Genomic DNA, 12,930 nt, shown 5'->3' with positions numbered 1-12,930 from the left:
CCCTCGAGAGGTTCCGCCTGTTTGCCCGTGTTCGGACAGCAAAATTATGCCGCGTTATAGGCCATGCACCGGCCGGAGAAAAGCACCGTTGCGCGCCGGGTGACGATGCGGGCCCCGTGTGCGGACCAGGCCCGTCAGATGCCGGGGGCGGGCAGCGGGTCCGCGCAGGGCAATCCGATATTGCGGTCGGGTTGCGCGAACAATGCCCCGGCGCAGGGATAGCGCCGCAGGATCGCGGCGGCGCCCGGCACCCGTTCGGCGTGGAACCGGCCGGCCTCCCACAGGGTCACGCCATCCGCCTCGATCGTCGGGTCGATCACGTTCCAGCTGATTTCACCCGGCGCATAGGCGCCGCAGGTGTGGAAATGCAGGATGCGCGGATTGCCGAAGGCGGCCCCGCTCCAGCGTTCGTAGCTGTCCCGCGCCGGCCAGGGATAGCCGCAGCCGGGATGGATGCCCGCATGCCAGGAATGCACGAAATTCCGGTCGATCCCGTAGCGTCCGGCGACATGGTCGTAATGGGCGTTGGCGCGGGCCACGTCGCCGGCGCCGCCCTGAAACCCGGTCAACCGGCCGCTATTCATCAGGGCATGCACGGGGCCGTCGAACTCGACCGTGTAATTGTCGTAGTAGCGCGACCCGGTTCCGGTCAGGAACCCCGACAGGGCCGCCCGGCCGGAAAAGCCGTGCGCCGGCACCGGGGCAAAGACCGACATCGGAAACCGCAGCACCGACGTGTCGTCGGACGGCGACAGGTCCATCTCGGGGTGGCCGGTGATATCGGTTCCCGCCCGGCAGGTGATCCGAACCTCGCGGGCGCGGGCGAGGCAGGAATTGACCGCGTCTTTCAGCGCGACGAACGCCGCGTGATGGCTGGTGGCAAAGCCCGAGCCGAGCAGATCCCGCGACAGGGCAAAGCTGACGATCACCCGCTTGCCCGGGGGCATGTCCGAGAACCGCAGCTGATCGCCCAGGCGGGCGAAGAACACGATGATGTCGGCATCCTCGCATTGCCGTAGAAAACCGGGCGTCAGGTGCGGATCGTCCGGGTTGAAACCGACATCGGCCAGCTCCACCGACAGGCCCAGCGACCGGGCCGTATCGCCGACCAGCGCAACCACCCGGTCGTCGAAATACCCGTATTCGGGTGGCTCATAGGCGATCAGAAGCCGTTCGCCGGGCCGTGCCCGCGCGCAATTCCGAAGCAGGTTGAGCGCACCGCGCCCGGCCAGGACATCCGGCATGTTCCCGTTCCCCAAAACGCAGGGAGTGTCGCAGCCGCCGGCGCGTCGATCTATTTGAAAATTGTAACGTTTAATATTAGCATGGCTTATATGATAGCCAATGTTCCGTTTTCCGCGCTGCGCGCTTTCGAGGCGGTGGTGCGCCGGGCCGGATTCAGCGCCGCCGCCGAGGAGCTGGGGGTCAGCCAGAGCGCGGTCAGCCAGCATGTCAGAACGCTCGAGCAATGGCTGGGCCGCGAACTTCTGACCCGCGGCGCCCGGCAATCGGTGCCGACACCGGATGGAGTGCGGCTCGCGCAGGCGATTTCAGAGGGGCTTGGCAGGATTTCCGAGGTCTGCATCGACCTGCGCGACCGCCGCCGCGACGATGACAGGATCGTCGTCGGCTGCCCGCCGGGCTTTGCCTTTCTGTGGCTGTTTCCGCGCCTGATGCAGTTCGACCAGGCGCATCCGGACCTGTCGGTTTCGATCGCGACCGAGGTCGGGCGGTCGTCGCCGGGCGATGTGGATATCGGTATCCGCTATGGCTATGGCGATCATCCGGGCATGCAGGTCGAACACCTGATGCATGAACGCGTGTTCCCGGTCTGCGCCCCGTCGCTGCTGCGCGCGGCCGATCCGTTGATCCGCCTGTCCGACCTGACCCGGCAGACCCTGTTGCAGGACGAATATTCCGGTTTCGGCGCGGACAGCCCGAACTGGGAGTTCTGGGCGCGGGACTGCGGGCTGACCCTGCGCGCGCCGCGGCGCAGCCGCCAGTTCGGGCAATCCAACCTCGTGGTGCAGGCGGCGGTCGAAGGCATCGGTGTGGCGCTGGGGCGCGAACCGCTGGTGGTCGATGCGCTGCGGGACGGGCGCCTCGTCCGGCCGTTTCCGCAGATCGCACGCTCGCCGTTGTCCTATTGGCTGGTCCGCCCGCGGCGCAGGCCCGCCACCGCCGGGCTGGCGGCATTTCGGGGCTGGATCCACCAGGCGGCCGCAACCCAGCCCGGTATTCCCGACGCGGTGCTGGCCTGATTAGCTGGACTTATGCCGGGATCGCGGCGACCTGTTCCCGCGCGAGGACCGGGAGCGCGTGCGCAATCGCGGTCGGGGGCGGCGGATGCGCCTGATCCGGATGCGCCAATGCGCGGCGGCGCGGAACCGGTATCCCTTTCATTGCATTTGTGAAAACGTCATGGCGGCGCGGCTTGACAACGCGACAATCGTAAACCGATAGTTTCGGGATATCTTCAGCCGCCGCCAGGAGAGCCGATGCCGGGACGAGTAGCAGAGCCCACGCCGCGTGACCTGCGAAGGCGCGAACAGGCCGGTTCGGATGTCCGGATGATCTGGCGCCGGATCTCGCAGGTCGCGCAGGCGGTGCTGGTCTTCGTGCTGCTCGGCTATCTGATCTGGCGCGGCGCGGCGGCGATGGACTATGGCTGGCAATGGTATCGGGTCGAGCCGTTTTTCTATCGCGTGATCGACGGCGAACTGATCTGGGGGCCGCTGGTGCGCGGGTTGATCCAGACGCTCAAACTGGCGGCGATCGCCGGTGTGATCGCGATACTGATCGGGTTCGTGACCGCGTTTGCCCGCCTGTCGCAGTCGGTCTCCGGCCGGATCATCGCCACCTGTTACCTGGAGGCGATCCGCAACACGCCGTTGCTGGTTCAGCTGTTCCTGTTCTATTTCGTGCTGGCCCCGATCTTTGGCATCGACCGGTTCTGGTCCGGCATCCTGTGCCTTGCGTTCTTCGAGGGCTCGTTTGCCGCCGAGATCATTCGCGGCGGTATCCAGGGCGTGGCGCGGGGCCAGTATGAGGGCGCCGACGCGATTGGGCTGGGCGTTGTCGACAAGTACCGGTTCATCATCATCCCGCAATCGCTGCCGTTGATCCTGCCGCCGCTGACCGGGCTGCTGATCTCGCTGATCAAGCATTCCGCCATCGTCAGCGTCATCGCGGTGTCGGAACTGACCACCGCCGGGCTGAACCTGATCGCCGACACGTTCATGGCGTTCGAGGTCTGGTTTCTCGTGGCGGGGCTGTACCTGGCGGTGACCCTCACCCTGTCGATCTGCGTCAGCCTGTTTGAACGATCCCTGAACAAGAGCAAACGGTGACCAAGCCGTGTCAGACACATAGATACCCGGAGGAAGACAATGAAAATACTCAATTCAATCAAGGCAATGGCGGTCGCTGTTGCAGTAGCGGCAAGCAGCGTCGTGGCAACGACGGCACCGGCCAGTGCGGATAGCGTGCTGGAGGACATTCTGAAGCGGGGCAAGCTGCGGGTGGGAATGTCGACCTTTGTGCCATGGGCAATGCGCGACAACGAAGGCAACCTGATCGGGTTTGAAATCGACGTTGCCACCAAGCTCGCCGAGGACATGGGTGTCGAGGTCGAGTTCGTGCCGACCGCCTGGAGCGGGATCATCCCGGCGCTGATCGCCAAGAAATTTGACGTCATCGTGGGCGGCATGTCGATCACGCCGCAGCGGAACCTGACGGTGAATTTCACCATACCCTATGCGCATTCGGGCCAGACCATGGCCGCCAACACCGAACTGGCCGGCGATTTCAAGGACCTGGCCGACTACAATGACAGCGCGGTGACACTTGCCTGCCGCCGCGGCGCGACACCGTGCAACCTGGCCGAGAAGATGTTCCCCAAGGCCAGCATCCGCCGGTTCGACGATGACGCGCAGGCGTTCCAGGAGGTGGCGAATGGCAACGCCCATGCCACCATCGCCTCTGCGCCCAAGCCCGAATTCACTGTCGAGGCCAACCCCGACATCCTGTTCATGGCCAATGGCGGTGAGGCGCTGAGCAGCAACGACGAGGCCTTTGGCCTGCGCAAGGGCGATCCGGATGCGCTGAATTTCTTTTCGAACTGGATCCGGGTGAACACCACCAACGGCTGGCTGCAGGAAACCCATGACTACTGGTTCAAGGGCCAGACCGCATGGAAGGACATGGTCGCGCCCGATCAGTGATCCATCATGTCCCGGCGCGCGGCTTCGGCCGCGCGCCGGGCGTCCCGAAAGACTGATCCATGGACCGCAACTCGCCGCCGCCCGCCCCGCGCAGGAAACGACTGACCCCGGTGGATATCGCGATCTTCGCGGCTGTCGCCGCGCTGGTCGTCTATACCGGCTATCGGGTGAACGCGGTTCTGGTCTATCACTGGAACTGGCCGCGCGTTCTCAACTTCGTCCTCCGCTACGATCCCGAAACCGGCCGCTATGTCGCCAACCTGTTGCTCTACGGGCTGGCGACCACGCTGCGGCTGGCGCTGTGGGGGACGGTCCTGGCGACGGTGATCGGGATCGTCATGGGCTATTGGCGCACGGTCGACAACCTGACCCTGCGCATACTCAGCCGCAGCTATGTGGAACTGATCCGCAACATTCCGCCGCTGGTGTTCATCTTCATCTTCTATTTCTTCATTTCCAGCCAGATCTTTCCCGCGCTCGGGCTGGACGATCTCGACGCCGAAGGCCCGCTCGTCGACAACTGGCTGTTCGCGGTGCTGTTCGGCGATCCGGCGTTGCTGTCTAATTTTCTCGCCGGGGTGCTGTGCCTGGCGATGTTCGAAGGCGCTTATGTCACGGAAATCGTCCGCGCGGGCATCCAGGCGGTCGGCAGGGGCCAATGGGAAGCGGCGCGGGCCATCGGCCTGTCGCGCACCAACGTGCTGCGCGACGTGATCATGCCGCAGGCGCTGCGCAAGATCCTGCCGCCGCTGGCCGGTCAGTTCATCACCCTGATCAAGGATTCGTCGATCGTGTCGCTGATCTCGATCCAGGAACTGACCTTTGCCGCGACCGAGGTCAGTTCGACCACGACCAAGGTGTTCGAGACCTGGATCCTTGTCGGCGCCATGTATTTCGTGCTGTGTTACAGTTTCGCGCTGCTGTTCGGCTGGCTGGAACGCCGCGCTGCCCGCAGCCGCCGCTAGGAGAGCCCTGAATGCCCGATGCTCCACCCCGCCCGCTGGTCGAACTTCGCGGCGTGTGCAAATGGTACGACGATTTCAGCGCTCTTCACGACATCGACCTGACCGTCCACGAAGGCGAGAAGGTCGTGGTCTGCGGCCCGTCGGGGTCGGGCAAATCCACCATGATCCGCTGCATCAACCAGCTCGAGGCGCACCAGCTCGGCACCATCCTGGTCGATGGCGTCGAGGTGAGCCCGGACATGAAGAACATCGAGCGGATTCGCCGCGAGGTCGGCATGGTGTTCCAGAGCTTCAACCTGTTCCCGCACATGACCATTCTAGAAAACCTGACACTGGGCCCGATCCGCAACCGTGGTGCGTCGCGGGCCGAGGCGCGGGACCTGGCCATGCACTACCTGAACCGGGTGCATATCGCCGAGCAGGCCGACAAGTATCCCACCCAGCTGTCGGGCGGACAGCAGCAGCGGGTGGCGATTGCCCGCAGCCTGTGCATGAAGCCCAAGGTGATGCTGTTCGACGAGCCGACCTCGGCGCTGGACCCGGAGATGATCGCGGGGGTTCTCGACGTGATGATCGAACTGGCCGAAGAGGGGATGACGATGATCGTCGTCACCCACGAGATGGGGTTCGCCCGCAAGGTCGCCGACCGGGTCGTGTTCATGGACCAGGGCGAGATCATCGAGGTTGCCGGTCCCGAGGCGTTCTTCAACGCCCCGCAGAGCGACCGGGCGCAACTGTTCCTCAGCCAGTTGCTGGGCCATTGACGCCGCCTATTGCGGGCGGTGGGTGACGCTGATGAACTCGATATGGTCGCTGCGGATCTCGGTAAACCCGTGCGGCAGCTTGCCGTCAAAACTCAGCGTGTCGCCCGGCGCGAGGGCAAAGACCTGCGCGCCGCAGGCATAGCTGGCCCGGCCTTCGATCACATACATGAACACTTGGCCCTCGTGCTGGTAGCGCGGCAGGGTTCCCGCCTCGTGCCGGGCGATGTGGATCCGCGCCGACAGGAAACTGCCGCCGGGACCGGTATGTTTGCCCAGCAGCAGGTAGTCATGGCTGTGATCCGGGGTGATCCGACGCGACGGCAGCCCCTGTCCGGCCCGGACATGATGCACATCGGCGGCGTTTTCGCTGTTCGAGAACAGCGCCATCACCGAAACCTCCAGCGCATCGGCCAGCGCCTGCAACGTGCCCAGCGACGGCGAGACATGGCCGTTTTCTATCCGGCTGATCATCGCCGTGGACAGGCCCGCGGCCCCGGCCAGCTGCGCCGCCGTCAGCCCCCGTTCCTGGCGCAATCGGTGCAGGGCGCGGCCGACCTGTGCCTCGATCGCGGCGGGCGTGTCCGCCGTGTTCTTCCTGCCGTCTTTCATACGGTCAGTCATCGTCCTTGTAATAGCCGACCACGTCGCCCTCGGTTGTCGCGCCCAGCCCGTTCAGCAGCCGGTTGGAATAGTTGAAATAGGCCACCACCTGGTTGACCTCGAGGATCTCGCCATCGTCGCAGCCGGCGATCTTCAGCGCCTCGAAATCCGATTTCACCATCCTGCCCACATCGGTCGTCAGCTTGCCGGCATAGCGCAACAGCGCCAGGTCCTTGCCCGCGAACTCGTCCTCGGGGCGATGCGCCTTGAGCGCGGTGAATATCCGGTCGCTGCGCGGCTGATCGCGCAGCAGGTTGCGCACGTTCATGAAATGGTGGGTCAGCGAATAGGTGCAGTCGTTCAGGATCGAGGTATAGCTGGCCACCACTTCGAGAAACCAGAACGGCAACGTGTTGTCGTCGCTGTGCAGGACCGCGCGATAGAGCGTCACATGGCCGTCCATGGTTTCGGGCCGCAGCGAATGCACGCGCATGACCGTATCGACGGTGCCATGCGGGGTGCGGGCCTTGTCCAGCAGTTGTTTCAGCCGGCCGCTGGCCTCGTCGTCGGGGATCATCCGTATCCAGGCTGTCAAATCGGTCCTCGCTTTGCTTTGCGCGGGTCAGGCGGTTTCGCGCGCCGATGCCCGTTCCGCGTCGATCGCGTTCTGCACCTTCTTGCGGAACCGCATCGCCCCCATGTCCAGCCCCAGGTTGAGATAGGGCGTGGTGCGGTTGTCCATGCCGGTCTGGACCTGCTCCAGTATCGCCTTGTCCTCGTGGAAAGCCATCACCGCGCCGTCGAACATGCGCTTGCTCATCGCCGCATCCCCGGCATGCCCGTTGCGGTGCTGGAACCAGAAATACAGCGAATGCCGGTCGTCCACCGGGGTGATGAAATTATACGAGATATTGACGAAGGCGTTGGGCGACAGTGGCTTGTCGGGGCCGCCTTCGCCCGCCGGGGCATAGACCGACATGTTGATCGCGGTCGCGGGCAGGCGGCATTCGTAATGCTGCTTGCGGTCGCAATTGTCGCTGAATTCCAGCATGTCGGCGTAATAGGGCGGCGCCGGTTCCGAGGCGATCCAGCGCCAGATCACCACGCCGTCCCCGGTGTCATCCATCGCCAGCGGCCGGCTGTCCGTGCCCGCGCCTGCGAACGAGGTCAGGTGCACCCAGGCCACATGCGACGGGTCCAGCAGGTTGTCGGTGATGTAGAGATAGTTGCAATCCATCGCGAGCGCGCCGCGTTCGGTCCGGCCCCATGACGGGTCGTCGAAATTCGGGATGTCGATGATCGCGTCCGGGTCGGCGCGGTCGGCCGCGCCCATCCATATCCACAGGAACCCCCAGCGGTCCCGGACCGGATAGCTGCGCACCGCGGCGCGTCTGGGCACCGCATCCGGCTGCGTGGGGGCCGCGACGCAGGTGCCCGAGCCATCGAAGGTCAGCCCGTGATAGCCGCAGACCACGGTGCTGCCCCGGATCGTTCCGCAGGACAGCGGCAGTTTGCGATGCGGGCAGGCATCTTCGAGCGCGATCGGGTCGCCGCTTTCGCCGCGAAAGATCACGATCTGTTGGTCCAGCAGACGGGTCGCGGTCAGAGACTGGCCGAAATCCTCGCTGCGCCCCGCGACATACCAGCAATCATGGATGAAACCGTCGCTGCCGATCAGATCGTCCTGCATGTCCCGCGCCCTTCCTTTTCCGCCCGGTGCGGCCGTGGACCGGATGCTCCTCGCCGCTGGGGTGAGGTGTTTCCTTAGGGTAAAAATATTGAGGAACAGTGTAGTTGCGCGACGGGGTGAAGCAAGCAAATTCGAACGGCCCCGGTGCTGGCCGGTTGCCAGTGAGGCGTGCTGGCGCGGGCGCCCTATTCGGAGATGAACCGGTTCTGCATCCCGACCTCCTGCCGGCGCATCAGGGTCCAGGCGATTTCCATATGTTCGCGCATGATCGCGCGCGCGCGGTCGGGGTCGTCGTCGCGCAGCGCCCGGACCAGCGCCCGCTGGTGATCGCGGCCCTGTTGCCAAAGCTCGACATTGGGCGGCGAATAGAGCCGGCGATAGACGGTCAGATCGGTCAGCAGGTTGACCATGAAATCGATGATGAATCCCAAGATCGGGTTCTGTGCCTGTTCGGCCAGGATGGCGTGGAACCGAAGCGAGGCGACATGCTGCGCGCGTTCTTCCTCGATGTCGCCGGACGGGTCCGAATAGGCGGCGATGTTGTCGTCCAGTTGCTGCAGGATGTCGTCGGACAGCCTGCCGGCCAGCGAGGCGGCCAGTTCCGGTTCCAGCGTCAGGCGCAGCTGGTAGATGTCGCCGATCGACAGGTCCTTGAAATAGAAATAGTTGCCCAGCAGCGCCTTGGCCCGCTGGCGGCTGACCTCGTGCACGAAGCTGCCGCCGCCCGGGCCGGTGCGGGTCTTGATCAGGCCCTGTGCCTCGAGGATGCGCATCGCCTCGCGGATCGTGCCCTTGGCCATGCCGAACCGCGCGATCAGGTCGCTTTCGCCGGGCAACCTGTCCCCGGCCTGCAGGCCCTGTTCGACAACCCAGGATTTGATCGCCTCGGCGACCTGAACCGGCCTGCTGAGCCTGAGTTCATCCCCGGATCGGGTGGTGGCAGGCGGCAAGCTGGTCTTCTCCCATCGGTATCAGCTCCGGCACATCGGTGCGGCAGAGGTCGGTTGCACGCGGGCAGCGTCCGGCAAAGGCGCATCCCGGCGGCGGGTTGAGCGGGTCGGGGAGCTCGGTTCCCCTCTGTTCCGGCGCGGTGAGCGGGCGGCCCACGACCGGCGCGCTGTCGGCGAGCAGTTTTGTATAGGGATGCCGGGGGTTTGCAAAGATGTTCTCGGCCTTGCCGATCTCGACGACGGCCCCGAAATAGAGCACGATGATCCGGTCGCTGACCGCCTCGACCACGGCGAGGTCATGGGTGATGAAGAGATAGGTCAGGCCGAATTCTTCCTTGAGCGCGGCCAGGAGGTTCAGCACCTGCGCCTGCACCGACACGTCGAGCGCCGATACCGGTTCGTCGAGGATGATGATCCGGGGATTGGCGGCCAGCGCCCGCGCGATCCCGATCCTCTGCGCCTGTCCGCCGGAAAACTCGTGCGGATAACGCTCGAGGAATTCCTCGCGCAGGTTGACCGAGGCGAAGATCTCGGAGATCCGCGCATCGCGGTCGGCGCGGGGCATGTTGTGGAGCCGCCTGAGCGGGGCCTCCATCACCTGCCGGATCGTCTTGCGCGGGTTCAGGCTGCTGATCGGGTCCTGAAACACATACTGGATCAGCTTTCCGAACTCTGCCGGGTCGGCAGTGTCGAGCTTGCTGCCCTCGATCTCGATGGTGCCCGCGGTCGGGTCGAGCAACCCCACCAGCATCCGGGCCAGCGTGGATTTCCCGCAGCCGGATTCGCCGACCACCCCCAGCGTTTCACCGGTTTCGACGGCAAAGCTCATCGGTCTGACCGCGCGCACGCCCGGCGGCGCCCGGCCAAAGAGCGGCTTTTTCAGCGGAAAGGTCTTGGCGAGATTGTCGACCTTGAGCGCGGGCATCAGACGGTCTCCTCGGGGAACAGGCAGCGCACCGCGCGCGGCGCGGTACCGGCGAGCGCGATGTCGCCGGTGCGGCAGCGGTCCTGCGCCTTGTCGCAGCGCGGGGCAAAGGCGCATCCCGGCGGCAGGTCGTCAACCATCGGCGGCAGGCCGGGAATGGCCGCCAGTTCCCGCCGTCCGCCGCCCAGTTCAGGCACGCAGGCAATCAGCCGCTTGGTATAGGGATGGGCCGGGGCATCGAGCACGGCCTGGGTCGGTCCTTCCTCGACGATGCGGCCCGCATACATCACCGCCACGCGGTCGCATAGCTGGGCGACCACGCCGAAATCATGGGTGATGAAGATGATCGCCAGGCCGCGTTCGCGGCGCAGGTCGTCGAGCAGCGACAGGATCTGGGCCTGCACGGTCACATCGAGCGCCGTGGTCGGCTCGTCGGCGATGATCACGTCCGGTTCGTTGGCCAGGGCCATGGCGATGCCGACGCGCTGGCGCATGCCCCCGGACATTTCATGCGGGTAGTTGTCGACGCGGGAGTCGGCATTGGGGATGCGCACATCCCTGAGCAGCTGAATTGCGCGGGCGCGCGCCTCGGATGCGGGAATGCGATGATGCGACCGGATCGCCTCGGCCAGTTGCCGGCCGATCCGGTATTGCGGGTGCAACGTCGAGAGCGGGTCCTGAAAGATATAGGCCACCCGGTCGCCGCGCATCCGGCGCAGGCGTTCATAGGGGGCGCCGATCAGGTCGTCGCCCTGGAACCGGACCGCGCCGCCGGTGATCACGCCGGGCGGGGACGAGACAAGCCCCATGACCGACAGGGCAGTGACGGATTTGCCCGAGCCGCTTTCGCCGATCACCCCGAGGCATTCGCCGGGCCGGACGGCGAGGCTGACCCCGCCCACGGCACGATAGACGCGGCTGCCGACGCGGAACCGGGTGTGCAGGTCCTGGATCGCCAGCAGATCGTCGGTGGCGGGCGGGATGTCGCCCGCGCGGTCCACCAGCGTGGTCGCGCGGGGCCGTGACAGCGCGCCCGACCGCAGGCGCGGGTCGAGCGCGTCGCGCACCCCGTCGCCCAGCAGGTTGATCGACATCACGATGAGAAAGATCATGATGCCGGGCACGATCGAGGTATGCGGGTGCGAAATCAGCGCCGAGCGGGCTTCGCCCAGCATCGACCCCAGATCGGCCTGCGGCGGCTGGCTGCCCAGCCCCAGAAAGCTCAGCCCCGCCGTTTCCAGGATCATCCAGCCCACGGTGGTGGACATGGCGATGACGATCACCGGCAGCACATTGGGCAGCAGTTCGGTCAGGATGATGCGCGTGTGCCCCATGCCCGCCAGCCGCGCGGCGTCGATGAATTCGCGACCGGCAAGCCCCACGGTTATGCCGCGGATATTGCGGGCAAAGAACGGCACGTTCACCGCGGCCACGGCGATCAGCGCGTTCAGCAGGCCGGGGCCCAGCGCCGCGACGATGGCCAGCGCCAGCAGGATGTAGGGAAAGGCCATCAGCATGTCGACGCCGCGCATGATGAGGTTGTCGGTGCGACCGCCGAAATACCCGGCGATGATCCCGATCGCCGAACCCAGGGTGGCGGCGATCAGCGCCGCGGCGATACCCACCGCGAGGCTGAGCCGCGTTCCCCAGAGCAGGCGCGACAGCAGATCGCGCCCCAGATGGTCGGTGCCCAGCAAGTGCCCGTCGGCAAGCGGCCGCTTGAACCGGTCGGCGGTGGCGGTCACGTCCGGGTTCTGCAGCGGCAGCAGCGGCGTGATCAGGACCAGCAGCAGGATCGTCGCCAGGACCACCGCGCCCATCGCCGCCAGCCGGTTCCGGAACAGCAGTTTCAGGAATGCGGTCATGTCTTGATCCTCGGATCGAGCAGGCTCTGCGCGACATCCACCGCGATGTTGAACATGACGTAACAGGCGGCGACGAAGACCACGCCGCCCTGCACCAGCAGCAGGTCGCGCTTGAGGATCGCATCGACCAGCATCCGGCCCACGCCCGGCCACTGGAACACGATCTCGATATAGACCGCGCCCGACAGCACGAACCCGGCCTGAATGCCGAGAACCGGGATGATCGACACCATCGCCGCCCGCAGCGCATGCCCCATGATGACCTTTCGTTCGGGCACGCCCTTGGCGCGGGCGGTGCGGATGTAATCCTGCCGCAGCACCTCGAGCATGGCCGACCGCGACAGCCGCGCGATGACGCCGGTGGCGACCGCCGCCAGCGCCAGCGCCGGCATGACGAGATGATTGACCAGGTCGGGCAGGTCGCCGCCGCCATAGATCGCATACATGCCGCTGACCGGCAGCCAGCGCAGGTTCACGGCAAAGAGCAGGATCATCATCATGCCGAGAAAGAAGGACGGCACCGAGATGCCGATCAGCACCACGAAGGTGATCGCCTTGTCCGCCAGCCCGTATTGCCGCGCCGCCGAGATCACCCCGGCGAGTATGCCGAGCAGGGAACACAGCACGAAACTGGTCCCGGCGAGGATCAGCGTGGCGTTGAACCGTTCGAGGATCTCGTCCAGCACCGGGCGGTTGAGCGAAAACGAGCGGCCGAAATCGCCGGTCAGCATGTTGCCGAGCCAGATGAAATAGCGCTGGACCATCGGTTTATCGAGCCCGAGGTCGCGGTTGAGCTTTTCGACATTGTCGGGCGTGGCATAGGCGCCCAGAATGGCCGTGGCCGGGTCGCCGGGGATCAGCGACATGATCAGGAACACGATGATCGTGATCCCTAGCAGCACCGGGATCGCCGATACCAGCCGTTTCAGGATGTAGCCGCCCATTCAC

General features: G+C 65.5%; 13 protein-coding genes. 5 read left to right on the top strand and 8 right to left on the bottom strand.

Annotated features, from left to right (window positions below):
- Positions 1–134 precede the first annotated feature (134 nt).
- Positions 135–1,244 carry a hypothetical protein gene (locus C6Y53_RS00355; protein WP_106470625.1) on the bottom strand — a complete coding sequence of 370 codons (1,110 nt, stop codon included), beginning with the start codon at positions 1,242–1,244 and terminating at the stop codon, positions 135–137.
- Positions 1,245–1,325: 81 nt separating this feature from the next.
- On the opposite strand from C6Y53_RS00355, the gene C6Y53_RS00350 reads away from it, so the two are divergent.
- From C6Y53_RS00350 to C6Y53_RS00330, 5 genes are all read left to right on the top strand, one after another.
- Entirely contained in the window at positions 1,326–2,261 is a 936-nt protein-coding gene (locus C6Y53_RS00350) for a LysR substrate-binding domain-containing protein (protein WP_244614905.1), read from the top strand.
- 237 nt (positions 2,262–2,498) lie between these two features.
- Positions 2,499–3,350 carry an amino acid ABC transporter permease gene (locus C6Y53_RS00345; protein WP_106470623.1) on the top strand — a complete coding sequence of 284 codons (852 nt, stop codon included), beginning with the start codon at positions 2,499–2,501 and terminating at the stop codon, positions 3,348–3,350.
- Between the two features lie 39 nt (positions 3,351–3,389).
- On the top strand, positions 3,390–4,223 hold the full coding sequence (locus C6Y53_RS00340) for a transporter substrate-binding domain-containing protein (protein WP_211299429.1): 834 nt from the start codon (positions 3,390–3,392) through the stop codon (positions 4,221–4,223).
- A gap of 59 nt (positions 4,224–4,282) precedes the next feature.
- A complete protein-coding gene (locus C6Y53_RS00335) occupies positions 4,283–5,188 on the top strand; it encodes an amino acid ABC transporter permease (RefSeq protein ID WP_106470621.1) in 906 nt (301 codons plus the stop codon).
- A gap of 11 nt (positions 5,189–5,199) precedes the next feature.
- Positions 5,200–5,952 (top strand): amino acid ABC transporter ATP-binding protein, encoded by a 753-nt coding sequence (locus C6Y53_RS00330; RefSeq protein ID WP_106470620.1) that lies wholly within the window; start codon positions 5,200–5,202, stop codon positions 5,950–5,952.
- 6 nt (positions 5,953–5,958) lie between these two features.
- Here the strand turns inward: C6Y53_RS00330 and C6Y53_RS00325 are convergent, their stop codons facing one another.
- The 7 genes from C6Y53_RS00325 to C6Y53_RS00295 all read right to left on the bottom strand — a co-directional run bounded on the left by C6Y53_RS00325 (position 5,959) and on the right by C6Y53_RS00295 (position 12,926).
- On the bottom strand, positions 5,959–6,561 hold the full coding sequence (locus tag C6Y53_RS00325) for a helix-turn-helix domain-containing protein (RefSeq protein WP_244614904.1): 603 nt from the start codon (positions 6,559–6,561) through the stop codon (positions 5,959–5,961).
- A 4-nt stretch (positions 6,562–6,565) separates the two neighbouring features.
- Entirely contained in the window at positions 6,566–7,147 is a 582-nt protein-coding gene (locus C6Y53_RS00320) for a carboxymuconolactone decarboxylase family protein (RefSeq protein WP_244614903.1), read from the bottom strand.
- Positions 7,148–7,174: 27 nt separating this feature from the next.
- A complete protein-coding gene (locus C6Y53_RS00315; RefSeq protein ID WP_106470617.1) occupies positions 7,175–8,242 on the bottom strand; it encodes an aromatic ring-hydroxylating dioxygenase subunit alpha in 1,068 nt (355 codons plus the stop codon).
- A gap of 185 nt (positions 8,243–8,427) precedes the next feature.
- The gene (locus C6Y53_RS00310; protein ID WP_106470616.1) at positions 8,428–9,192 is read right to left on the bottom strand and encodes a FadR/GntR family transcriptional regulator; all 765 of its coding nucleotides are present in this window, start codon (positions 9,190–9,192) and stop codon (positions 8,428–8,430) included.
- Positions 9,161–10,120: an ABC transporter ATP-binding protein gene (locus C6Y53_RS00305; RefSeq protein WP_106473867.1), complete on the bottom strand. Its 960-nt coding sequence runs from the start codon at positions 10,118–10,120 to the stop codon at positions 9,161–9,163. The genes C6Y53_RS00310 and C6Y53_RS00305 overlap by 32 nt, the downstream gene beginning before the upstream one ends.
- The gene (locus C6Y53_RS00300) at positions 10,117–11,982 is read right to left on the bottom strand and encodes a dipeptide/oligopeptide/nickel ABC transporter permease/ATP-binding protein (RefSeq protein WP_106470615.1); all 1,866 of its coding nucleotides are present in this window, start codon (positions 11,980–11,982) and stop codon (positions 10,117–10,119) included. Before C6Y53_RS00300 ends, C6Y53_RS00305 begins: the two co-directional genes overlap by 4 nt.
- Positions 11,979–12,926, bottom strand: a complete 948-nt coding sequence (locus tag C6Y53_RS00295) for an ABC transporter permease (RefSeq protein ID WP_106470614.1) — start codon at positions 12,924–12,926, stop codon at positions 11,979–11,981. The genes C6Y53_RS00300 and C6Y53_RS00295 overlap by 4 nt, the downstream gene beginning before the upstream one ends.
- Between the last annotated feature and the right edge of the window lie 4 nt (positions 12,927–12,930).

The sequence above is a fragment of the Pukyongiella litopenaei genome (assembly GCF_003008555.2).
GTDB lineage: Bacteria > Pseudomonadota > Alphaproteobacteria > Rhodobacterales > Rhodobacteraceae > Pukyongiella > Pukyongiella litopenaei.
This window is presented reverse-complemented; position numbering and strand designations above follow the sequence as displayed.

Coding starts and splice junctions, on each gene's coding strand:
- C6Y53_RS00355 (WP_106470625.1), bottom strand. CDS start 1,244: ATGCCGGATGTCCTGGCCGGGCGCGGTGCGCTCAACCTGCTTCGGAAT.
- C6Y53_RS00340 (WP_211299429.1), top strand. CDS start 3,390: ATGAAAATACTCAATTCAATCAAGGCAATGGCGGTCGCTGTTGCAGTA.
- C6Y53_RS00300 (WP_106470615.1), bottom strand. CDS start 11,982: ATGACCGCATTCCTGAAACTGCTGTTCCGGAACCGGCTGGCGGCGATG.
- C6Y53_RS00295 (WP_106470614.1), bottom strand. CDS start 12,926: ATGGGCGGCTACATCCTGAAACGGCTGGTATCGGCGATCCCGGTGCTG.
- C6Y53_RS00335 (WP_106470621.1), top strand. CDS start 4,283: ATGGACCGCAACTCGCCGCCGCCCGCCCCGCGCAGGAAACGACTGACC.
- C6Y53_RS00325 (WP_244614904.1), bottom strand. CDS start 6,561: ATGAAAGACGGCAGGAAGAACACGGCGGACACGCCCGCCGCGATCGAG.
- C6Y53_RS00315 (WP_106470617.1), bottom strand. CDS start 8,242: ATGCAGGACGATCTGATCGGCAGCGACGGTTTCATCCATGATTGCTGG.
- C6Y53_RS00345 (WP_106470623.1), top strand. CDS start 2,499: ATGCCGGGACGAGTAGCAGAGCCCACGCCGCGTGACCTGCGAAGGCGC.
- C6Y53_RS00330 (WP_106470620.1), top strand. CDS start 5,200: ATGCCCGATGCTCCACCCCGCCCGCTGGTCGAACTTCGCGGCGTGTGC.
- C6Y53_RS00350 (WP_244614905.1), top strand. CDS start 1,326: ATGGCTTATATGATAGCCAATGTTCCGTTTTCCGCGCTGCGCGCTTTC.